This is a genomic window from Halomonas sp. EF61 (assembly GCF_040147045.1).
In the GTDB taxonomy this organism is placed as follows: domain Bacteria; phylum Pseudomonadota; class Gammaproteobacteria; order Pseudomonadales; family Halomonadaceae; genus Halomonas; species Halomonas litopenaei.
In genome coordinates, this window is sequence record NZ_JAMSHM010000001.1 from 397,779 (window position 1) to 420,259 (window position 22,481).

General features: G+C 65.5%; 18 protein-coding genes. 6 read left to right on the plus strand and 12 right to left on the minus strand.

All coding sequences use genetic code 11. The annotated features are described in order from the left end of the window. The first annotated feature begins 76 nt into the window (after nt 1-76). The gene (gene hemB / locus NFI08_RS01630; protein ID WP_108132299.1) at nt 77-1,084 is read left to right on the plus strand and encodes a porphobilinogen synthase; all 1,008 of its coding nucleotides are present in this window, start codon (nt 77-79) and stop codon (nt 1,082-1,084) included. 113 nt (nt 1,085-1,197) lie between these two features. Continuing rightward, nucleotides 1,198-3,354, plus strand: a complete 2,157-nt coding sequence (gene ppk1 / locus NFI08_RS01635) for a polyphosphate kinase 1 (RefSeq protein ID WP_485477606.1) — start codon at nt 1,198-1,200, stop codon at nt 3,352-3,354. Between the two features lie 338 nt (nt 3,355-3,692). Here ppk1 and NFI08_RS01640 read toward each other — a convergent pair whose 3' ends face one another. Then, complete coding sequence (locus tag NFI08_RS01640) at nt 3,693-5,822, minus strand: PhoX family protein (RefSeq protein WP_108449752.1); 2,130 nt, start codon at nt 5,820-5,822, stop codon at nt 3,693-3,695. Between the two features lie 284 nt (nt 5,823-6,106). Here NFI08_RS01640 and NFI08_RS01645 point away from each other — a divergent pair, with 284 nt between their 5' ends. From NFI08_RS01645 to NFI08_RS01655, 3 genes are all read left to right on the plus strand, one after another. Further along, entirely contained in the window at nt 6,107-6,868 is a 762-nt protein-coding gene (locus tag NFI08_RS01645) for a hypothetical protein (RefSeq protein WP_108449751.1), read from the plus strand. A 92-nt stretch (nt 6,869-6,960) separates the two neighbouring features. Continuing rightward, complete coding sequence (locus NFI08_RS01650; RefSeq protein WP_108449750.1) at nt 6,961-7,596, plus strand: transglycosylase SLT domain-containing protein; 636 nt, start codon at nt 6,961-6,963, stop codon at nt 7,594-7,596. A gap of 195 nt (nt 7,597-7,791) precedes the next feature. Beyond that, nucleotides 7,792-7,917, plus strand: a complete 126-nt coding sequence (locus tag NFI08_RS01655) for a hypothetical protein (RefSeq protein WP_345840323.1) — start codon at nt 7,792-7,794, stop codon at nt 7,915-7,917. 96 nt (nt 7,918-8,013) lie between these two features. Here NFI08_RS01655 and NFI08_RS01660 read toward each other — a convergent pair whose 3' ends face one another. The 8 genes from NFI08_RS01660 to rho form a co-directional block, all read right to left on the minus strand. Then, nucleotides 8,014-9,093 (minus strand): 3-deoxy-7-phosphoheptulonate synthase, encoded by a 1,080-nt coding sequence (locus NFI08_RS01660; protein WP_108449749.1) that lies wholly within the window; start codon nt 9,091-9,093, stop codon nt 8,014-8,016. A gap of 4 nt (nt 9,094-9,097) precedes the next feature. Beyond that, on the minus strand, nt 9,098-9,256 hold the full coding sequence (locus NFI08_RS01665; protein WP_185696394.1) for a hypothetical protein: 159 nt from the start codon (nt 9,254-9,256) through the stop codon (nt 9,098-9,100). 152 nt (nt 9,257-9,408) lie between these two features. Continuing rightward, nucleotides 9,409-9,576: a hypothetical protein gene (locus tag NFI08_RS01670; RefSeq protein ID WP_156088602.1), complete on the minus strand. Its 168-nt coding sequence runs from the start codon at nt 9,574-9,576 to the stop codon at nt 9,409-9,411. Nucleotides 9,577-9,689: 113 nt separating this feature from the next. Then, nucleotides 9,690-9,845 carry a hypothetical protein gene (locus NFI08_RS01675; RefSeq protein ID WP_181248593.1) on the minus strand — a complete coding sequence of 52 codons (156 nt, stop codon included), beginning with the start codon at nt 9,843-9,845 and terminating at the stop codon, nt 9,690-9,692. Nucleotides 9,846-9,926: 81 nt separating this feature from the next. Then, a complete protein-coding gene (gene folM / locus NFI08_RS01680) occupies nt 9,927-10,640 on the minus strand; it encodes a dihydromonapterin reductase (RefSeq protein ID WP_108449748.1) in 714 nt (237 codons plus the stop codon). Further along, nucleotides 10,637-11,416 (minus strand): NAD(P)H-flavin reductase, encoded by a 780-nt coding sequence (locus tag NFI08_RS01685; RefSeq protein WP_108449747.1) that lies wholly within the window; start codon nt 11,414-11,416, stop codon nt 10,637-10,639. Before NFI08_RS01685 ends, folM begins: the two co-directional genes overlap by 4 nt. Then, nucleotides 11,413-12,906: a 4-hydroxy-3-polyprenylbenzoate decarboxylase gene (gene ubiD, locus NFI08_RS01690; RefSeq protein WP_045991170.1), complete on the minus strand. Its 1,494-nt coding sequence runs from the start codon at nt 12,904-12,906 to the stop codon at nt 11,413-11,415. The genes NFI08_RS01685 and ubiD overlap by 4 nt, the downstream gene beginning before the upstream one ends. A 117-nt stretch (nt 12,907-13,023) precedes the next feature. Next, nucleotides 13,024-14,283, minus strand: a complete 1,260-nt coding sequence (gene rho / locus NFI08_RS01695) for a transcription termination factor Rho (RefSeq protein WP_045991171.1) — start codon at nt 14,281-14,283, stop codon at nt 13,024-13,026. A 438-nt stretch (nt 14,284-14,721) separates the two neighbouring features. Here rho and ppx point away from each other — a divergent pair, with 438 nt between their 5' ends. Continuing rightward, nucleotides 14,722-16,281: an exopolyphosphatase gene (ppx, locus tag NFI08_RS01700; protein ID WP_108449746.1), complete on the plus strand. Its 1,560-nt coding sequence runs from the start codon at nt 14,722-14,724 to the stop codon at nt 16,279-16,281. A 68-nt stretch (nt 16,282-16,349) separates the two neighbouring features. Here ppx and tilS read toward each other — a convergent pair whose 3' ends face one another. The 3 genes from tilS to dnaE all read right to left on the minus strand — a co-directional run bounded on the left by tilS (nt 16,350) and on the right by dnaE (nt 22,438). Next, the gene (gene tilS / locus NFI08_RS01705) at nt 16,350-17,660 is read right to left on the minus strand and encodes a tRNA lysidine(34) synthetase TilS (protein ID WP_045991172.1); all 1,311 of its coding nucleotides are present in this window, start codon (nt 17,658-17,660) and stop codon (nt 16,350-16,352) included. Between the two features lie 156 nt (nt 17,661-17,816). Next, a complete protein-coding gene (locus NFI08_RS01710; RefSeq protein ID WP_045991173.1) occupies nt 17,817-18,770 on the minus strand; it encodes an acetyl-CoA carboxylase carboxyltransferase subunit alpha in 954 nt (317 codons plus the stop codon). 158 nt (nt 18,771-18,928) lie between these two features. Then, the gene (gene dnaE, locus NFI08_RS01715; RefSeq protein ID WP_108449745.1) at nt 18,929-22,438 is read right to left on the minus strand and encodes a DNA polymerase III subunit alpha; all 3,510 of its coding nucleotides are present in this window, start codon (nt 22,436-22,438) and stop codon (nt 18,929-18,931) included. Nucleotides 22,439-22,481: the final 43 nt, after the last annotated feature.

Consider the following 22,481-nt stretch of genomic DNA (forward strand, 5'->3'; position numbering starts at 1 on the left):
CAATGTCATGCTTTTGTCATGAAGTGCCACCAGACTAGCGCGTGGCGCCGAATCCCTGCTTCCGTGGAGTGCCGTCTTGAGTGCCATTACCCCTCGTCTTTACCCCGCCAGCCGTCCTCGCCGCATGCGCAAGGACGACTTCTCCCGCCGCCTGATGCGCGAGAACCAGCTGAGTGCCGACGATCTGATCTGGCCAGTCTTCGTGCTCGAGGGCGAAGGCCGACGCGAGGCTGTACCGTCCATGCCCGGGGTCGAGCGCCTGTCGCTGGACCTGTTGATCGAAGAGGCCCGCGAGGCCGTCGAGCTGGGCATTCCCGCCATTGCGCTGTTTCCGGTGGTCGACGCCGACAAGAAAAGCGAGCTGGCGGAAGAAGCCTACAGCGCCAGCGGCCTGGTCCAGCGTAGCGTACGCGAGCTCAAGGCCGCCCTGCCCGAGCTCGGCGTGATCACCGATGTTGCCCTGGACCCCTACACCAGCCACGGTCAGGACGGCATCCTCGATGAAGACGGCTATGTGGCCAATGACCGCACCGTCGAGACCCTGATCAAGCAGGCGCTGTCCCATGCCGAGGCCGGGGCCGACGTGGTCGCCCCTTCTGACATGATGGACGGGCGTATCGGTGCCATCCGTGAACTGCTCGAGCGTGAAGGCCTGCCCAACACCCGCATCATGGCCTACAGCGCCAAGTACGCCTCGCGCTACTACGGCCCCTTCCGCGATGCGGTGGGCTCGGCGGCCAACCTGGGCAAGGCCGACAAGTCGACCTACCAGATGGACCCCGCCAACAGCGACGAGGCCCTCCACGAGGTCGCCATGGACATCACCGAAGGTGCCGACATGGTGATGGTCAAGCCCGGCATGCCCTACCTGGACGTGGTCCGCCGGGTCAAGGACGAGCTGCGCGTGCCCACCTACGCCTACCAGGTGAGCGGTGAATACGCCATGCACATGGCTGCCTTCGACAACGGCTGGTTGGACGCTGACACTGTCATCCTCGAGTCGCTGATGTGCTTCAAGCGTGCCGGCGCCGACGGCGTGCTGACCTACTTTGCCAAACGCGCGGCCAGGTTATTGGCCCGCTGATCAGGGGAGGGAGCGGCGCCCTTCCCGAGCCCCGATGAGGAACCACCATGGAAGACGCGCAGAGCGACAATACCACGATTGAACATGCGACCCTGGGCAAGTCCGACGTCTCGATGAGCGACGCGCCCCAGGCCGATACCCCGGTGCCGCGCCTTAACCAGACGCGCACCGGCATCAAGCCCAAGGCAATGCCGGACCCGGAGGCCGACCTCACCGACCCGAGCCTCTACTTCAATCGCGAGCTGTCGCATCTGCAGTTCAACATCCGGGTGCTGGAACAGGCGCTGGACCAGGCGCACCCGCTGCTCAACCGCCTGATGTTCCTGTTGATCTTTTCCTCCAACATGGACGAGTTCTTCGAGATCCGGGTGGCCGGACTGAAGAGCCAACTGGCCGTGGGCGACGACGCCACCGGTGCCGACGGCCGCAGCCCACGTTCGGTGCTCGACGAGATATCGAAGATCGCCCACGAACACGTGGAGCGTCAGTACCGCATCCTCAACGAGCAGCTGATCCCTGCCATGGAAGCCCACAACATCCGCTTCCGTCGGCGTGGCGACTGGACCAAGCAGCAGCGCAAGTGGGTCCATGATTACTTCTCCACCGAGATCATCCCGGTGGTCAGCCCCATCGGGCTGGACCCCTCGCACCCCTTCCCGCGGCTGGTCAACAAGAGCCTCAACTTCATCGTCGAGCTCGAGGGCAAGGACGCCTTCGGCCGCGAGGGCGGCCTCGCCATCCTGCCGGCGCCACGTTCGCTGCCCCGGGTCATCGCGCTGCCGGAAGAGCTGTGCGAGGAAGGCTTCACCGAGTACCTGTTCCTGTCGTCGATGATCCACGCCCACGCCGACGAGGTGTTCCCGGGGATGAAGGTCAAGGGCTGCTACCAGTTCCGTCTTACCCGCAACGCCGACATGACAGTGGATCCCGAAGAAGTCTCGGACCTGGCCTCGGCCCTGCGCGGCGAGTTGCTGGCCCGGCGCTACGGCAGCGGCGTGCGCCTGGAGGTGGCCGACAACTGCCCCGAGGAGCTTTCCGACTTCCTGATCAAGCAGTTCCAGCTCGAACCCAGTGACCTCTATCGGGTCAATGGCCCGGTCAACCTGACCCGCATGATGTCGGTACTGGGTGACGCCGACCGGCCCGATCTGATGTACCGCTCCTTTACCCCCGGCGTGCCCAAGCAGGTCAAGCAACCCAACTCCATCATGCAGTCGATGCAGGAAGGCGACATCCTGCTGCATCACCCCTTCCAGTCGTTCACCCCGGTGGAGGACCTGCTGCGCGAGGCCGCCCGCGACCCCGACGTGCTGGCGATCAAGCAGACCCTGTATCGCACTGGTGCCGACTCACCCATCGTCAACGCCCTGGTCGAGGCCGCCGGCCAAGGCAAGGAAGTGACCGTGGTCATCGAACTGCGCGCCCGCTTCGACGAAGCCGACAACCTGGCGCTGGCCTCGCGCCTGCAGGAGGCCGGCGCCATCGTCATCTACGGGGTGATGGCCTACAAGACCCACGCCAAGATGATGCACATCGTGCGCCGCGAGAAGGGCGCGCTGCGCCACTACGCTCACCTCGGCACCGGCAACTATCACTCCAAGACGGCCAAGCTCTACACCGACTACAGCCTGCTCACCGCGGACCCTGTGCTGTGCGCCGACGTGCACAAGGTGTTCCAGCAACTGTCCGGCATGGGCCGCACCCGCCAGATCGAGAAGCTGCTGCACGCCCCCTTCACCCTGCACGAACGGGTCGTCGAAATGATCGAGCGGGAGGCAAGCTACGCGCGCAAGGGCAAGCGCGCCCATATCATCGTCAAGTGCAACTCACTAACCGAACCCAAGCTGATCCAGGCGCTCTACCGCGCCTCCCAGGCCGGCGTCGAGTGCGACCTGATCATCCGCGGCATGTGCTGCCTGCGCCCTGGCCTGCCCGGCATCTCCGAGAATATCCGGGTGCGCTCGGTGATCGGTCGCTTCCTTGAACACACCCGGGTGTTCCACTTCCACAACGACGGCAAGCCCGAGATATGGGGCTCCAGCGCGGACTTCATGGCGCGCAACATGTTCCATCGGGTCGAGACCTGCTTCCCGCTGCTCGACAAGAAGCTCGCCGCCCGGGTGCGCAAGGACCTCGAGACCTATCTGGTCGACAACTGCCAGAGCTGGCTGCTGCAGGCCGACGGCACCTACATCAAGCAGGATCCGGGCGAGGCCGCACCGATCTCCGCCCAGGAAACGCTGCTGTACGCCTACGCCGCCCGGGCTTGAGTAAAGCGGCGCGTTAAAGCGCCACAGACGCACCGGCAACACCACCCAGGCCCCTCGCCCCCGGCGGCGGGGGCTTCTTCATGTTGTCGTCATGTGTCCTGACGGCTGCCGGGCGCCGCTTGGCCCGCGCCTTGGCCGACCCAAGCGGTCCCCGGACCAACCGCCTCCCGCTTCAGGCTGCCGATCATCCAGCCCTGGACACCCAGACCCTAGAAAAAACACCCCGGCTCCCTGAAAAGGGAGCCGGGGTGCTGGGGCGGCGCAAGACGTCAGACGTAGAGAACGCCCCTGGAGGTTGCCCGAAAGGCCGACGCAAGCCGACACCTTTCGGACACGTCCTAGACGCCGATCTGGCCGCCGTCTTCGCGCTGGATCACCACCGTGGCGGCGCGCGGGCGCACGCTGGCATCAGGCGCCTGGGTCGCGTCGTCACTGGCCGGCCAATTGCCCGGATGCTGGATATTGATAAACAGCGCGGTCTTGTCCGGCGTGGGGAAGATGCCGGTGACCTCGCAGCCGTTGGGGCCCACGCAGAAACGCTTGAGCTTGTCCTGGTTGGCCCCGGAGATCACTGCGGCGGCACCATCGGCACGCTCGAGCTCCGCCGGCACGACCGCCAGCACCTGGTCATTGGTGCTCTCGGTAACGCCCTCGTAGCCGTTGTCGGTCTGGATCCACAGGATGCCCTGGCCGTCGCCGCGCTCATCGAAGTAGAGCCCATCGGGACTGGCGAATTCGTTGTCGGCGGTCAGCCCGGACAGGTTGTTCTGGTCACTGGCCGCGGCACCGAACACGAATACCTCCCAGTCGAAGGCGGTGGCGTCGCTGCCCTCGCGCCAGCGGATGATCTGACCGGCCTCGTTGTTCGCCCGCGGGTTGGCCGCATTGACCGGTGCCGTGGCGTAGCCGTTGCCCAGCGCGGTGATGTTGTCGCCGTCGCCGGTCAGGGTCGCCTCGGTGCCGTCTTCGGTACGCTTCGAGTTGTTGGTCAAGGTCATGTAGACCTCGCCGGTGGACGGGTCCACCGCGCCCCACTCCGGGCGATCCATCGGCGTGGCACCCATCAGGTCGGCGGCGTCACAGGTGTGGATGATCACCCCGGCCAGGTCATCGGCGTCGAGTTCGAGCGCCTCGGCCAGGGTACGGCCATCCTGGGTGGTGGCGTCCGGCGTCAGCGGCAGCCACTCGCCGCTGCCATCGGCGTTGAAGCGAGCGACGTACAGGGTGCCGCTGTCCATGTACTTGTCACCGATCGCCAGGCGGTCGGCCTCGGCGCCAGGAGCGATGGCATCCGCCGGGTCCCAGGCCGCCTCGGAGACAAACTTGTAGATGTACTCGTTGCGCGAGTCGTGACCGGAGTAGAACACCACCGGCTCGCCTGCTACCAGCTTGCCCGGCCAGCACCCCTCGTGGCGGAAGCGGCCCAGCGCCGTGCGCTTGATCGCCTGCCTGCCGGTATAGGGGTCGATCTCGACGATATAGCCGAACTGACGCGGCTCGTTGCGGTAGTCACCGCTGGCGTCGTCGGCGACGGGGTCGCCGATCAGACGGGTAAATTCGTCGTCGCGTTCGCTGTCATCGCCCGCGGCGGTCTCCCAGCCGTAGCGTCCGCGCCCGCTGGCGATACCAAGTCGGTCATCGTCCAGGGTACGGCCTTCGTTCTTGACGAAGTAGGCCGGCCAGTTCTCCTCGCAGGTGAGGTAAGTTCCCCAGGGCGTGTAGCCGTGGGCACAGTTATTGTTGGTGCCGCGGGCCTGGGTGCCGCCCGGGGAATACCTGGTCTTGACGTAGTCGCTGCCCGCCACCGGCCCTGACAGGTGCATCGGGGTGGCGCTGGTGTAGCGACGGTTATGGGCGGAACCCTTGACGTGGCTCCAGCGACCATCGGCGTCCTTCTTCACCTCGACCACGGTCACCCCGTGGGCGTTGATCTCGGTGCGCACCTCGTCCGCCGGACGCTTGCCTTCGGTCATGTTGGTAGGGCCGCCCTGGGGCGCCCACAGCGCGTTCTCGTCGATGTATTCGTTGTTCATCACCAGCAGGAAGCGCTCGGAGGCCGTGCTCTCATCCAGCGCGAAAGGATGCATGCCGTCGTGATGCATGCCGACGCTGGCCGCCTGGGCCTGGGGCGTCATCGTCAGATCTTCGCTCCATTCGGGCGCGCTGTCGTCAAGCGGCGTACCCCAGGGCACCAGCACCTGGGCGGTATAGCCCGGCGGCACCACCACGGCGTCGCTGCGCGAACCGGCAATCGACTCGAAGGCCAGCGCCAGCGGCGTCTTGGCCATCCCTGACGACGGCTCGTTGGCGAAGGCCGAGAGACCAAAGCTTCCCAGCATGGTCATGGCCGCCATGCCCATGCCCCCCTTCATCACCGCTCGCCGGGAAAGACGACGGTCGAGCACCGAGGAGAAGGGTTCGTTTCGGCTGGGGTTCAATAGACGATGATCTTCAATTTCCTTGCTCATTGCGCAGTCCTCTTCTTGCAGCCCTCTGTTCGCCGTCAAGGCGTGGGCTGTCGGTGCCAGTCACTGTTGCCGGCCTCGGGTATCGGAGGGAAAGTCGATCACAGGGGCGCCAGCGGTCCGCCGACAACACTAGGTAGTCCAGATGACACTCGTATGACGATAGACGAGGTTGAAGCAGAGCACAGGAAGTAGCGCTATTGTAAAAAGAGTAACAGTTGGTGAAAGAAAATGGCTTTGCTCGTCGACACAGTGCACCAACAATCGCTATCGACAGGACCAGAACCATGTGGAATCTGGGACACCGACATCAGCGCATACTTCTTATGCCCCAACGCGCCCCTTCAGCCGACGAAGATCCCGAGCCTCGTTGGTACTGGGTCCACTGTGTCGATCAACAGAGCCTCGACCGGGGCAGCGCCGCCAATGTCCAATCGCTTTCATTCCTCGACCAGGCACTTCCCTGTTGTCTCGTCATACCTCCACAATCGGTCACCCTGGTAACGCTGGACGGCGCCCTGGCCGAGGAGGTCGACAGCAGGGAGTCACTGGATGAACTGGTTGAGCGGGAGCTTTGCGTAATACCGCACACTCTCGCGCTCCATGTACTCTATCGCGATGACAGCGCCCTGGATGTCATGGTGGTTCAGCGTACCCTGCTGGCCCAGTGCAGCCGACGCCTGGGACGCCATCACCTCTCGCCCCGCTGGTGGGCCAGCGCCTTCCAGGGTCTGCCGCCGCCCGAACCCGACACCCTGGGCGTACTGCCCTGGGGCGACGACTGGATGCTGAAGTGGCGCCACCCCGAGACCCCTGAACGGGAGCGCTGGCTGTGCTGGCCCAAGAGTCAGGACATGGAGGATCTGAGCGACCTTCTTCCGGAAGTGCTGCGCGAGTCGCCATGGAATTGTCCACTGGCCCCCCAGGCCGTCAACGGCCTCGACTGCCTGGACTTCTGTGCCCGCCACCTGCCCGAGGACCTGCCACTGGTGCCCTCGGACATCGGAGGTGGAGGCCAACCCAGGCAGAGAGAACCCGAGCCCGTCTAAGACGTGCAAGGATGGTCCGGAAGTGCACGGGAGGGCATACTGGGGGCGATATCACTGAACGGGAAAATGTTGTGAAACGGGCCATGCCAAGGATGCGGTCTGCTCTACTCACTACGGTGCTTGCCGCGGCGCTTGTTACCCTCAACGGCTGCGCCGCCTTCGCCCCGGCGCCGCCGAGCCATCAGGACAATCTGTGCGAGATCTTTCGCCAGCAGCCGGACTGGTACGACGCCACCCAGGCCTCCTATGAAAAGTGGGGCACGCCCCCCTGGACCCAGATGGCCTTCATCAAGCGCGAGTCGTCGTTTCGCAGCCACGTCAGGCCGCCACGTACCAAACTACTGGGCTTCATTCCGTGGACGCGCCCGTCCTCGGCCTACGGCTATGCCCAGGCCCAGGATCCGGTATGGGGCGAATACGATGACGCCGCCGGCGGGCTGTTCGCCAGTCGCACCGACATGGACGACGCCACCGACTTCATCGGCTGGTACAACGCCCGCACGCGGCGCATGACGGGGGTGTCACTGTCCAACCCCGAGCACCTGTACCTGGCCTACCACGAAGGCCAGGGCGGCTATCAGCGCGGCAGCTATCGCGCCAAGCCGGCGGTGCAACGCGCGGCGCGGGAGGTGGCCAGCACAGCTTCCCGCTACCGCGGCCAACTGGCGGCCTGCGAGGCGGAATTCCGCTGCGACAGCTTCTATCAGGTATGGCCCTTCTGCCGCTGAGTCAGGTGGCCTCCCACCATGCTTCCCGCTACCGCAGCCAACTGGCGGCCTGCGAGGCGGAATTCCGCTGCGACAGCTTCTATCAGGTATGGCCCTTCTGCCGCTGAGTCAGGTGGCCACCCACCATGCTTCCCGCTACCGCAGCCAACTGGCGGCCTGCGAGGCGAAATTCCGCTGCGACAGCTTCTATCAGGTATGGCCCTTCTGCCGCTGAGTCAGGTGGCCATCCACTATGCTTCCCGCTACCGCAGCCAACTGGCAGCCTGCGAGGCGGAATTCCGCTGCGACAGCTTCTATCAGGTATGGCCCTTCTGCCGCTGAGTCACGTCCCCACCCACGGCGCGAGCCAGTTACGCCGGACATAAACGACCAGAGGCCCGAAAGGGCCTCTGGTCTGGTTCGTTCGCATCGTCGGGCTCAACCCTGCTGGGCGAGGCGCTCGGCAGCCAGGCTCAACAGGTGTTCGGTGGTCTCCCAGCCGATGCAGGCGTCGGTGACCGAGACACCGTAGCGCAACTTGCCGGGCTCCAGCGGCTGCTTGCCCTCGTTCAGGTGGCTTTCGAGCATCACCCCGATCAGCGAGGTGTCACCGGCCAGGCGCTGGGCCAGCACCTCAAGCAGGACCTCACTCTGGCGGCGATGGTCCTTGCGCGCATTGGCGTGGCTGCAGTCCACCATCAGCCGTGGCGGCAGGCCGGCGCCGATCAGCGCTTTTCTAGCCGCGGCGACCGCATCGACCCCGTAGTTGGGCTCACCGTGACCGCCCCGCAGCACCACATGGGTGTAGGGGTTGCCGGCGGTCTCGCGCATGACCGGCTGCCCCTGCTCGCCCACCGCGAAGTGCTGGTGGGGGTGGGCGGCCGAGCGCATGGCGTCCAGTGCCACCTGGACGTCGCCGCTGGTGGCGTTCTTGAAGCCGACCACCGCGCCGATGCCACTGGCCATCTCGCGATGCAGCTGGGATTCGGTGGTGCGTGCGCCGATCGCGACCCAGGCCAGCAGGTCCTCAAGGTAAGGAGCGATCATCGGCTGCAGGATCTCGGTGGCCACCGGCAGGCCCAGCTCGACGATCTCGCGCATCAGCTGGCGTGACAGCTCGAGCCCACGCGCCATGTCGCCCTTGCCATCCAGGTCCGGGTCATAGGCCAGGCCCTTCCAGCCCACGGTGGTGCGGGGCTTCTCGACGTACACCCGCATCACCACCAGCACTCGATCACGGATGCTGTCGGCCAGGGAGGCCAGACGCCGGGCGTATTCAAGCGCCGACCTGGGGTCATGGATCGAACAGGGCCCGACCACCGCCAGCAGGCGATCATCACGACCCTCGAGAATGTCACGGATCTGCTGACGCTGAGCGTCGACGCGATCGCTCAGGGTCGTCCCGAGTGGGCACTGGCGCTTGAGCGCCTGCGGGGTCGGCAGGGTCATCTGGGGGGCGGTCTCTTGCGTCGCGGCAGCGTTGAGGTCGGCGGTGGCAAGCGAAAGGCTGGCGGTCATGGTATCAGCTCCGTGTGGTCGTACATCGTTGGGTGCGTCGACCACCGAGGCGCTCACGGTCGGAGGTGGCCAGTTGGGCCGACCGCGCGTCGATAAATCGCCAGCTATCGCCATAGGCATAGCCATGGGAAATGGTGCTGGCGAAGAGTCGATATGCGGTCATGTCATTGCTCCGGTTGCCTGCCTTTCGCAGGTGAGTGCTACTGAGTGAAAACGTCTGGCCACACAAACAAGGAACCCCCGGACGGGCAGCCGTCCGGGGGTTCTGGGAGGCGGCCCTGGGGGGGAGCGCCTCGCGAGTGCCAGATACTTGGATCAGGCCTCGCGCACCAGCGCCCCGGTATCAAACCAATACCAGGAAAAGCTGGGCCAATAAAAGGACACCGCGTCCGCATGCACACAATCCGAACCCAAGACAGCACCGACGAGGGCGCTGTCGCTGCCATCGGGTCGGGGTCGGGTCGGGTTTGCGTGATCGGTCATCGGTGTCTCCTCGAATCTTGTTTCATCCTGCCCCGCGCCGGAGCAAATGGCAACCCCTGTGCACGGGCAGGAAAAGCGCCGTGCCGTCGACCATGGTCTGCTGACGCCCCTGGCTAGCCTGTCGCCAGTTGCACCCAGCCGATGGTCGCCGGCAGACAGGTCATGCCGACCATCACTACCAGGCCGAGAAAGATCGTCAGGAATCCGCTTTCGTCATGAAAGCCGTCGTGAGAGCTGTCGCCATGCAGGTCGTCGTCGTGATGGGCCATGGGTCGCCTCCTTGTGATGTTGTTGTCAGGGTCATCCAGAGTCTAGGGGGATTCCTCGGGTCAGGCGAGTCCGCCGGCGATTCAGCGCAGGTGGCGGCCACCGTCCACGGCCAGGGTCGTGCCGGTCACATAGCGGTTGTCGAGCAGGTAGCGCAGGCTCTGGTAGATGACCCCGGGCCCCGGCACCATGTCCATCGCCGACTTGGCCCTGGCCTTGGCGGCATAGTCCTCGTCATCGCCCTGATTGAGCATGATCAGCGCGGGTGCAATGGCGTTGACCTGGATCTCTGGGGCATAGCGCGCGGCGAAGGACAGCGTCAGATTGTCGAGCCCGGCCTTGGTGGCGGCGTAGGCGGCGTGCTTGCGCGAGCCCTTCTGCACCACATAGTCGGTCATGTGGACGATGTCCCGCTGGGGCTCGCTACAGGCGTCGAGCAAGGGCTTGGCGTGGAGGTTGATCAGGTAAGGCGCCAGCATATGGATACGGAACAGCCGCTCGAAGGCGGCCCCGGCATCCTCGCCATCGCTGTCCGGTGCCCAGTCGCTGGCGTTGTGGACGATGGCGCGAAGCGATCCGGTCTCGCTCTTGAGCCGCTCCAGGAAGTCGAGGATGCCGTCTTCGCTGGAGAAGTCCGCCTGGAGGGTGACGATGCCGCGCTCGCGCATGGCCTCGAGCTCCGGGCGCTCGCGGCGATAGCTGATGATCACCGGCTGGCCGTCCTGTACCAGGCGCTCGGCGCAGTGACGCCCCAGACGCTGGGCGCCACCGGTAATCAGGATCGGCGACGCGCTCATGACTGCTTTTCCCCGACCAGGCTACCGACCACCGGCACCAGAGGGTCGCGTGGCGCGTAGGCGAAGACGTCCGAGAACACCCGTGACGGGTCCAGCCCCAGCGAGGCGAGCACGTCGACACAGGCATAGACCATGCCGGGCGAGCCCGACAGATAGACGTCGTGGCCCGACACATCGCCAAGCTCGGCGGCGAGTGCGGCGTCGATACGGCCATGATGGGCGTGCACCCGCTCGTCGGCGAAGCCTTGCTCGAAGCCTTCCTCGCAGACCGCGTGGAAGCTGACCTTATCGGACTCGGCGACCCACTGCCGGGCCAGGCTCTCGGCGTACAGATCACGGCGTTCCTTGGCCGCCCACCACAGGCTGATGGAGCGCCCGGGGTTGGCGTGGAGCGCCGCCTCGACGATCGCCTTCATCTGGGCGAAGCCGGTACCGGCGGCGATCAGCGTCAGCGGACGATCGCTTTCACCATCCAGCACGCAGTCGCCCCCCGGCAGACGCACGGTCAGGTGCTGGGCCTCGACCAGCATGGCCCTGAGCTGGGCCGAGTTGGAGCGTTCGGGCCAGTGCTGAATATGCAGCTCGAGTCGCCCATCGTCACGATGGCGGCTGGCGATGGAAAAGGGCACCCAGCAGTCATCGTCCAGGCACATTTCCAGGTACTGGCCCGGGGCATGGGCCATGGCCTCGGCGCGTCCTTCCAGAATCACGCGAAACACGTCAGGGGTGAGGTCCTCGACCTCGATGACCTGGCAGGTCAGGGTCCTTGCCGTCATGTCGACCTCTTGTTGCTGTCGGGGAGAGGAATGTCGAATTCGTCCCAGCGCTCGCTGACCCGGGACTTGATGCTGTCGTCCATGGCAATCGCCACGCCCCACTCCCTGTCCGTTTCACCCGGCCACTTGCTGGTGGCGTCCAGGCCCATCTTGGAGCCGAGCCCAGCCACCGGAGAGGCGAAATCGAGGTAGTCGATCGGGGTGTTCTCGACCATCACGGTGTCGCGGGCCGGGTCCATGCGGGTGGTGATGGCCCAGATCACGTCCTCCCACTGGCGAGCGTCGACGTCATCATCCAGCACCACCACGAACTTGGTGTACATGAACTGACGCAGGAAGCTCCATACCCCCATCATTACCCGCTTGGCGTGGCCCGGGTACTGCTTTTTCATGGTCACGACCGCCATGCGGTAGGAGCAGCCTTCCGGGGGCAGATAGAAGTCGACGATCTCAGGGAACTGGCGGCGCAGGATCGGCACGAACACCTCGTTCAAGGCGAGCCCGAGGATCGCAGGCTCGTCCGGTGGACGTCCGGTGTAGGTGGAGTGGTAGATGGCGTCCTTGCGCATGGTCATGCGCGTCACGGTGAACACCGGAAAGGTCTCCACCTCGTTGTAGTAGCCGGTATGGTCGCCGTAGGGACCTTCCGGCGCGGTATCATCGGGGTACAGGAAGCCCTCGAGGATGATCTCGGCAGACGCCGGCACCTGCAGGTCGGCGTGACCGCAGTTGACCAGTTCGGTGCGCGAGCCACGCAGCAGCCCGGCGAAGGCGTACTCGGACAGCGAGTCAGGCACCGGGGTCACCGCCCCCAGAATGGTCGCCGGGTCGGCGCCCAGCGCCACCGCTACGGGGAAGGGCTCGCCGGGGTGCGCCTGCTGGAATTCCTGGAAGTCCAGCGCGCCGCCACGATGGGACAGCCAGCGCATGATCAGGCGGTTCTTGCCGAGCTTCTGCTGGCGATAGATACCGAGATTCTGACGACTCTTGTGCGGGCCCTTGGTGATCACCAGCGGCCAGGTCACCAGGGGGGCGGCATCACCGGGCCAGCAGTGCTGGATCGGCAGTCGATCCAGGTCCACCTCATCGCCCTCGAAGACTCGCTGCTGGACCGGTGCCGAGCGCACGGTCTTGGGACCCATGCTCATGATCTGCTTGAAGATCGGCAGCTTTTCCCAGGCATCGCGAAAGCCCTTGGGAGGTTCCGGCTCCTTGAGAAAGGCCAGCAGCTCACCGACCTCGCGCAGCGCCTCCACCGAGTCCTGGCCCATGCCCATGGCGACGCGTTTGGGGGTGCCGAAAAGGTTGCCGAGCAGCGGCATTTCGCTGCCCTTGACGTTCTCGAACAACAACGCAGGGCCACCGGCGCGCAGGGTGCGATCGCAGATCTCGGTGATCTCGAGATAGGGGTCCACCTCGGCGGTCACCCGCTTGAGTTCGCCGGCGGCCTCGAGACCCGCGATAAAGTCACGCAAGTCACCATATTTCATGCGATTGCCTCGCTCCCCTGAACACAAAAGGGGCAGCATAGCATGCTGCCCCTCGTCTTGACCTCGGTCACCTGGACCTTGCGTCTGGCGACCGCCCAGGCGCGGCGTTGGCCAACGCTAGCGGCGCTTCATCGCCTCGAAGAATTCGAGGTTGGTCTTGGTGTCCTTGAGTCGGTCGATCAGGAACTCGGTGGCCGCGGTATCGTCCATCGGGTTTAGCAGCTTGCGCAGGATCCACATGCGCTGCATCTCCTCGTCGGAGGCGATCAGGTCCTCACGACGGGTGCCGCTGCGGCGGATGTTGAGCGCGGGATAGACGCGACGCTCGGCCAGACGGCGATCCAGGTGGGCTTCCATGTTACCGGTGCCCTTGAACTCCTCGAAGATCACTTCGTCCATCTTGGAGCCGGTGTCCACCAGGGCCGTGGCGATGATGGTCAGGCTGCCGCCTTCCTCGATGTTACGCGCGGCACCGAAGAAGCGCTTGGGCTTTTCCAGGGCGTGGGCGTCGACACCACCGGTCAGCACCTTGCCGGAGGACGGCACCACGGTGTTGTAGGCGCGCGCCAGACGGGTGATGGAATCGAGCAGGATGACCACGTCCTTCTTGTGCTCGACCAGACGCTTGGCCTTCTCGATCACCATCTCGGCCACCTGGACGTGACGCGCCGGCGGCTCGTCGAAGGTCGAGGCGACCACTTCGCCGCGCACGGTGCGCGACATCTCGGTGACCTCCTCGGGGCGCTCGTCGATCAGCAGCACGATCAACTGGCACTCGGGGTTGTTACGCGTGATCGAGGTGGCGATGTTCTGCAACATCAGCGTCTTACCCGCCTTGGGCGGCGACACGATCAGGCCACGCTGGCCCTTGCCGATGGGTGCGGTCAGGTCGATGATGCGCGCGGTCAGATCCTCGGTGGAACCATTGCCGATCTCCATGCGCAGACGGTCCTGCGGAAACAGCGGCGTGAGGTTCTCGAACAGGATCTTGTGCTTGGCGTTCTCCGGCCGGTCCAGGTTGATCTGGCTGACCTTCAACAGCGCGAAGTAGCGCTCGCCTTCTTTCGGCGGGCGAATCTTGCCGGAAATGGTGTCGCCCTTGCGCAGGTTGAAGCGCCGGATCTGGGACGGCGACACATAGATATCGTCGGGGCCGGCCAGGTAGGAGCTGTCGGCGCTGCGCAGGAATCCGAAACCGTCCTGAAGGATCTCCAGCACGCCATCGCCGAAGATGTCTTCGCCGCTCTTGGCGTGCTTCTTCAGGATGGCAAAGATGATGTCCTGCTTGCGGGACCGGGCCAGGTTGTCGATACCCATCTCGCGGGCGATATCGAGAAGCTCCGGCACGGGCTTTTGCTTGAGTTCGGTCAGATTCATCAGAGTTCAGAAATTACTCGTGGAAGCCGGGCGGCAAGGCGCCGAGGGGCGAAAAGACACGCCGATTGAGTGCGTTCAGAGCCCGAGGCTGCTCGTGCGAGGCCAGGTAAAGATAATAGGGCCATTGACTGGATTCTCCGGAGGGGAGATCCACGCCAGCGTCTGGACGAGGGAGCAGGTTCATTCGCCGTTGCCAGCGTCTCGCGGGCTTGGGCCGGGGCCTTGGCCGGGAGCGGAGCTGACGTCGTGCGGGCTGTCTGACGACTTGGGATGGTCACGTCGCGGCGGCGGCGCGACCGGGAAAACACATTCGAAACAGGCGAATGACCCGATACTAGACAAGCCGGAAGGGGAACGCAAGCCCCGTGGCGGACCCGGATCATTGACATCCCCCGGGGCGAAACGCAACCTTGATCCATCTCCAGTGAAGGACCCGCCATGAATCAACCCTCGGATACGCTCAGCACCCTGCGCGAGTCGCCCCACGACGCCACCAAGGACCCCGCCCGCCTGGCCGCCATCGATCTGGGCTCCAACAGCTTTCACCTGCTGGTGGCCAACTATCAGGATGACCGGCTGCAGGTGGTGGCGCGGCTGGGCGAAAAGGTCCAGCTGGCGGCGGGCCTGGACGACGACGGCTACCTCAACGAGGACGCCATGACGCGGGCGCTGGACTGCCTGGCTCGCTTTGCGCCCTTTCTCGAGGGCATCCCCGCCTCGCGTATGCGGGTGGTGGGCACCAACGCCCTGCGCGATGCCCACAATAGCCAGGAGTTGATCGACCGCGCCGAGGCCATGCTCGGCACGCGCATCGAGATCATCGCCGGGCGCGAGGAGGCACGCCTGATCTACCTCGGCGCGGCCCACGCCCTGGCCGAGAACGGGCGCCGGCTGATCGTCGATATCGGCGGCGGTTCCACCGAGTTCATCATCGGCGAACAGTTCGAACCCAAGGCGCTGGAAAGCCTCTCCATGGGCTGCGTGACCTTTACCCGACGCTTCTTCGGCGACGGCGATATCAGCGAGAAGCGCATGCGCAACGCCGAACTCGCGGCGTTGTCGGAACTGGCTAATATCCGCAGACCCTACCAGCGTCTGGGCTGGGATGACCCGGTGGGCTCCAGCGGCACCATCAAGGCGGCGGCGGCGGTGATGCACGCGGCAGGCGACGCGCCGGAAGGAGTGATCACTCGCGACGGTCTGGCCAAGTTGAGAAAGCGCTTGATCAAGACCAAGCAGCTCGACAAGGTCTCCATGGACGGGCTCAAGGCCGATCGTGCCCGGGTCTTTCCCGCCGGTGTCGCGATTCTGTGCGCGATCTTCGAGGCCTTCGACCTCAGCGAAATGCGCTACGCCGACGGCGCCCTGCGTGAAGGGGTGCTCTACGACATGGCTGGCCGCAACAGTCCCGAGGACTCGCGTCTAAAGAGCCTGGAGACCCTGGCCCGCTACAACGCCGTCGACGTTCGCCAGGCCGACAATGTGGCCGCCTCGGCCAAGGCGCTGTTCGCCCAGGTCGCCGACGACTGGGGGCTCGATGAGGAACGTGGCCGCTATCTGGAGTGGGCCGCCTGGGTGCACGAGATCGGCCAGTCGATCTCGCACAGTCAGTTCCATCGCCACGGCGCCTATCTGCTCGAGCACTCGGATCTGGCCGGCTTCTCGCGCCCGGAACAGCGCCTGCTGGCCTTCCTGGTCCGCGCCCACCGACGCAAGTTCCCGAGCAAGGAATGGCAGCTGTTGCCGAAGGCCGAACAGCGTGACAGCCAGCGCCTGGCACGCCTGCTTCGACTGGCGGTGATCCTCAACCATTCGCGCCCGGAGCAGCCGCCGGCGACGCCGCGGCTCGAGGTGGACGGCGAGGTCCTGCATCTGCACTACCAGGGCAGCGACGAGCCAGGCCTCTTGTGCACCGACCTGGAACGCGAGGCCGACTACCTGGCCAATACCGACTTCGCGCTCAAGCTGCACGCGGGCACGGCCCACGCCGAGGCCTGAGCCCTCTCACACGGTCCCTGGCCAGAGCCCTTGGTCAAAAGCCACGGCCAGAGCCCTTGGCCAAGCCATCAGCCGGCCCCAGGCGTTGCCCGTAAGGGCGACGCCGTCCAGCCCTCGGCCAGGGCGATCCAGCACCCCCTGCCGGCGTCCAGCGCAGCCACACAGACCTCGCCCTGCCACACCACCAGCACCTGGGCACGCCGCCAGGGCGGCACACCAGCCTCCTGCAGCAGCCGCTTCAGGTCGCGACTTCCTCGCCCGGCAAGCCTCAGCCTTTCGCCGCCCTGGCGCTGGCGCAGCCACAGTGGCAGCGGCGTTTCCTCCTCTGTCGTCGGCAGCTTCATCGACACCCCCGCGACCACCAGGGCGCTCCCTGGCGACCAGGGGCCTTCGGCAACCTCCAGCGGATCTCCGGCACCCTCCCCCATCAGCCACAACGCACCGCGCCAGAGCCGCGCCTCTGCCCCGGGCCAGCTCACCTTGACCTCGGCGTCACGCCGGGCATGACATTGCTCGAGCAGATCGTCCAACCGTGGTCCCGGTGCCGGCGCAAGTCCCAGCCGACGCATGCACAGCCCGATCAACCAGCGCTGACGGCGCCGTGACAGCGACAGCAGGCCCTCGAGTTCCAGCCTGGCGGGGTCGCCACCCAGCCGCGCCAGATCCTCAAGCGCGTATTCGTCCAGCAGTGCCGCCGCCTCGCCGGCATGCCGTGCACTCGCCGCCAGGGCGTCCGCGGCGTCGGGCCAGCGCTGCTCCAGCGCCGGCACCACCTCATGACGCAGATAGTTGCGATCGAACTCGCGACTGGCGTTGCTGGGGTCCTCGACCCAATCGAGCCCGCGACGCCGGGCTTCGGCTTCCAGTTCGCTTCGCCGGACCTCCAGCAAGGGGCGCTCGATCGAAAGGCCACGCTCCTCACGCCGCGCCGGCATGGCGGCAAGGCCCGCAACGCCTGCGCGCCTGAGTGCGGCCAGCAGCAGGGTCTCGGCCTGGTCATCACGGTGCTGGGCCAGCCACAGCACATCACCGGCGTCCAGGCATTCGACGAAGGCGTCGTAGCGCGCCTGGCGCGCCGCCGCCTCCAGGCCCTTGCCGGAGGTACGGTCCACCCTTGCCCGGACGACCTCGAGGGTTACCCCCTGCTGCGCGCACAGCCTGCGACAGTGGCGCTCGAAGTCATCCGCCGCCGCCTGCAGGCCATGGTGCACGTGGATCGCCCTCAATCGGCGCGACCGCTGCCCGCAGGCCCTTGCCGCCAGCGCCAGCAGCACGCAGGAGTCGAGCCCACCGGACAGCGCGATCCACAACGACCGCTCCGGCGGCACCCGGTCGAGGGCCCGCTCGATTCGCGCTTCAAGGGTGGGAGACGTCGGCATGTCGGCGATTCCTGAGGGTCAGGGTGGGCGGTGGCACCTACTATGCATACGGCCCCCATCGCAGGACGATGGGGGCCGCACAATCGATGCAGAGCATTCGAGCTCAGGCCGGGCGCCGTGGCTCATCAGACGCTCATCGATGCAGAGCGTTCGGGCTCAGGCCGGGGCGCCGTAGCTCATCAGACGCTCGTAGCGACGTTCGAGCAGCGCCGCGGTATCCATGGCGTCGAGGCGCTCGAGGCTTTCGCCGATGGCATCGCGGACTCGGGTGGCGGTTTCATGGGGGAAGCGATGGGCGCCGCCCAGGGGTTCCTTGATCAAGGTGTCGACGAAGCCCAGCTCCTTGAGACGGCTGGCGGTGATCCCCATGGCCTGGGCGGCGTCGCTGGCCCGCTCGGCGCTCTTCCACAGGATCGAGGCACAGCCCTCCGGCGAGATCACCGAGTAGGTGGAGTATTCGAGCATCATCAGCTCGTCGCACACGCCGATGGCCAGGGCGCCGCCGGAGCCGCCTTCGCCCACCACGGTGGAAATGATCGGCGTCTCAAGCCGCGACATCACCGCCAGATTGTAGGCGATGGCCTCACTCTGACCGCGCTCCTCGGCGTCGATGCCCGGGTAGGCACCAGGGGTGTCGATAAAGGTCAGCACCGGCATCTTGAAGCGCTCGGCCATCTCCATCAGACGGCAGGCCTTGCGATAGCCTTCCGGCCGCGGCATGCCGAAGTTGCGGCGCACCTTCTCCTTGACGTCGCGGCCCTTCTGGTGGCCGATGATCATCACCGGACGATCATTGAGTCGCGCCACACCGCCGACGATGGCAGCGTCATCGGCGAACTCGCGATCACCGTGCAGTTCGTCGAAGTCAGTGAATACGTGCTCGAGGTAGTCCAGGGTGTAGGGACGCTGGGGATGGCGCGACAGCTGGGATACCTGCCACGGCGACAGGTCCTTGAAGATCGACTCGGTGAGCTTGCGGCTCTTTTCCTCGAGTCGGGAAATTTCGTCCGCCAGGCTGACCTGGCTGTCGTTGCCGACCAGACGCAGTTCTTCGATCTTGGCCTGCAGTTCGGCGATGGGCTGTTCGAAATCGAGATAGTTGGGATTCATGGGCCAGCCTTGTGGTCATGGTCAGGCGGGCGCGACGCAGTCGTCGCAAGCCCACCCATGGCAAAGAAAAAGTGGTGTGCATTATCGCACCCTGACCGGGCCACGCAAGGCGCAGCGGGTCAAGATCGTCGTAGAGGCGCCCTCGCAACCCCGCGCCGCTAGCGATACTTGAGGCGGACGCCGTCCTGGCCCTCGACCTCACGCAGCGCGATCAGCAGGTCGTCGGATGGCAGCACCTTCCACTGCTCGTCGAGTTCGAGCCAGCCAGTGGCCTCCAGATTGCGGTAGCGCAGGCGCACCGGCAGGCCTTCCTGGTGACGATGCGGCTCGAGGCTCGTGCGCAGGCTGTCGATCAGTCGACCGTTGGCCTCACGCCCATCCACCGAGACTTCCACCGCCTGACCGAAGCGCGAGCGCGCCTGGACCATGGGGGTGACCTCCTTGCCGCGCAGGCGCAGGCCGCCGGAGTAGTCGTCGCTGGACACCTCGCCTTCGATGATCAGCACCTCGGCGTTGTCGAGCTGCTCACGCACGCTGTCGTAGAGTTCACCAAACAGCGACGCCTCGATGCGTCCGGTACGGTCGTCCAGGGTCACGAACGCCATGGTGTCGCCACGCTTGGACTTCATGGTGCGCTGGGCCACCACCAGGCCGGCGACCCGCTGGGGCTCGCGGGACGGTTTCAAGTCGGCGATGCGGGTCGAGACGAAGCGCGAAAGCTCTTCCTCGTATTCATCGATGGGATGGCCGGTCAGGTAGAGGCCCAGGGTGTCCTTCTCGCCGGCCAGGCGCTCGCGATCGCTCCACTCACGCACCCGCAGATAGTCGGCGTAGGGATCGCTGGCGCTGTCGTCCTCGTCCGGGGCAAAGGCCTCGCCAAACAGATCCATCATCCCGGCGCTCTGGTTCTTGTGGCTCTGGGCCGCGGCCTTCAGGGCGTCATCCAGCGAGGCGGCCAGCACGGCGCGGTTGGGCCCCAGGTTGTCCAGCGCCCCGGAGCGGATCAAGGCTTCCAGGGTGCGCTTGTTCATGCGCTTGGGGTCGATCCGCCGACAGAAGTCGAACAGGTCGCTGAAGGGGCCGTCTGCGCTGCGCGCCTCGACGATGGCGCCGATGGGACCTTCGCCCACGCCGCGGATCGCGCCCAGGCCGTAGACCACCTGCCCCTCTTCGTCGACGGTGAACTTGTAGCCACCGACATTGACGTCCGGCGGGGTCACCGTCAGCTTGAGGTGACGACACTCCTCGATCAGCGGCACCACCTTGTCGAGGTTGTCCATCTCGGTGGACATTACCGCCGCCATGAAGGGACCCGGGTAGTGGGCCTTGAGCCAGGCGGTCTGGTAGGACACCAGGGCGTAGGCGGCGGAATGCGACTTGTTGAAGCCGTAGCCGGCGAACTTCTCCACCAGGTCGAAGATGTTGCCCGCCAGGTCGGCATCGATGCCGTTGGCCGCGCAGCCCTCCATGAAGCCGGCGCGCTGCTTGGCCATCTCTTCCGGCTTCTTCTTGCCCATGGCACGCCGCAACAGGTCGGCCTGGCCCAGCGAGTAGCCGGCCATCACCTGGGCGATCTGCATCACCTGCTCCTGGTACAGGATGATGCCGTAGGTGGGCTGCAGCACCGGCTTGAGCAGTTCGTGCTGGTAGTCCGGGTGCGGATAGGATATCTCCGCCCGACCGTGCTTGCGGTTGATGAAGTCGTCGACCATGCCGGACTGAAGCGGACCGGGACGGAACAGCGCCACCAGGGCGATCATGTCCTCCAGCGAGTCCGGCAGCAGGCGCTTGATCAGCTCCTTCATGCCGCGGGATTCGAGCTGGAACACGGCGGTGGTCTCGGCCTTCTTGAGCATCTCGAAGGTCTTGCCGTCATCCAGCGGAATGGTGTCGATATCGAGCGGTCCCTGGCCCTCCTTCGAGCGCACCTTGTCGACCATCTCCAACGCCCAGTCGATGATGGTCAGGGTGCGCAGGCCAAGAAAGTCGAACTTGACCAGGCCGGCGTCCTCGATGTCGTTCTTGTCGAACTGCACCACCAGGCCGGAGCCGTCTTCATCGCACAACAGCGGCGAGAAGTCGGTCAGCTTGGTGGGGGCGATCACCACGCCACCGGCGTGCTTGCCGGTGCCTCGGGTCACGCCCTCGAGCTTGAGCGCCATGTCCCAGATTTCCTGCGCCTCCTCGTCGGCCTCGAGGAACTCCTTGAGCTGAGGCTCCTCCTCGATGGCCTTGGCCAGGGTCATGCCGACCTCGAAGGGGATCAGCTTGGACAGCTTGTCACCCAGCGAATAGGGCTTGCCCTGGGCCCGGGCCACGTCGCGCACCACCGCCTTGGCGGCCATGGTGCCGAAGGTGACGATCTGGGACACCGCGTTGCGGCCATAGCGCTCGGCCACGTAGTCGATGACCCGGTCGCGCTTCTCCATGCAGAAGTCGACGTCGAAGTCGGGCATGGAGACACGTTCCGGGTTGAGGAAGCGCTCGAACAGCAGGTCGTACTGGATCGGGTCGAGGTCGGTGATCTTCTGGGCGTAGGCCACCAGCGAGCCGGCACCGGACCCCCGCCCCGGCCCCACCGGCACGTCGTTGTCCTTGGCCCACTGGATGAAGTCCATCACGATCAGGAAGTAGCCAGGGAACCCCATCTGCAGAATGATGTTCAGCTCGAAGTCCAGGCGCTCGCGGTAGCGTTGCTCGAGGGCCGCCCATTCGTCGCTGTCGCGGGGGTGCTGGGCCACCGGATAGAGCGCATCAAGGCGCTCGGTCAGACCGTCGTGGGAGATCTTGCGGAAGAACTCGTCCTGGGTCATGCCCTCGGGGATGCCGTACTCCGGCAGGAATATCTCGCCCAGACGCACGTCGACGTTGCAGCGCGCAGCGATCATCACGCTGTTTTCCAGCGCCTCGGGGATATCGGCGAACAGCTCGGCCATCTCCTGGGGCGACTTCAGGTACTGCTCTTCGGTGTAACGGCGCTCACGTCGGGGATCGTCGAGCGCCTTGCCCTCACCGATGGAAACCCGGGTCTCGTGGGCCCAGAAGTCCTCACGCTTCAAAAAGCGCACGTCGTTGGTGGCCACCACCGGCACCCCGGTGTCCAGCGCCAGCGCCACCGAGGCGTGTACACAGTCTTCTTCCAGCGGGCGGCCGGTACGGGTCAGCTCCAGATAGAAACGTCCCGGGAAGGCCTGGCACCAGTCGTCCAGCAGGCGCCTGGCATCGGCGTGAAGATCGCTGAGCAGGTGGCGACCGACATCGCCGTCGCGACCACCAGACAGCGCAATCAGCCCCTCGTTCTGCTCGAGCACCCAGGCCTTCTCCAGGTAGGCCCGCCCCTGGCGCTGGCCCTCGACCCAGCCACGCGAGATCAGCTCGGTCAGATTGCGGTAGCCGACGTCGTTCATCGCCAGCAGGGTCACCCGATAGGGGTGATCCAGGTCGTGGCCGTTGACCAGCCACAGATCTGCGCCGATGACCGGCTTCATGCCGGCGCCCTGGACACCGTTGTAGAACTTCACCAGGCCGAACAGGTTGGCCTCGTCGGTCAGCGCCAGCGCCGGCGCCCCGTGCTCGATGCCCGCCTTGACGTACGGCTTGAGGCGCACCAGGCCATCGACGAGGGAGAACTCGCTGTGGACGCGAAGATGAACGAAGGGAGCGGACATGAGAAAGCCTTACCTCGACCCGCCGTGGCGGGTGTGTGAAAAC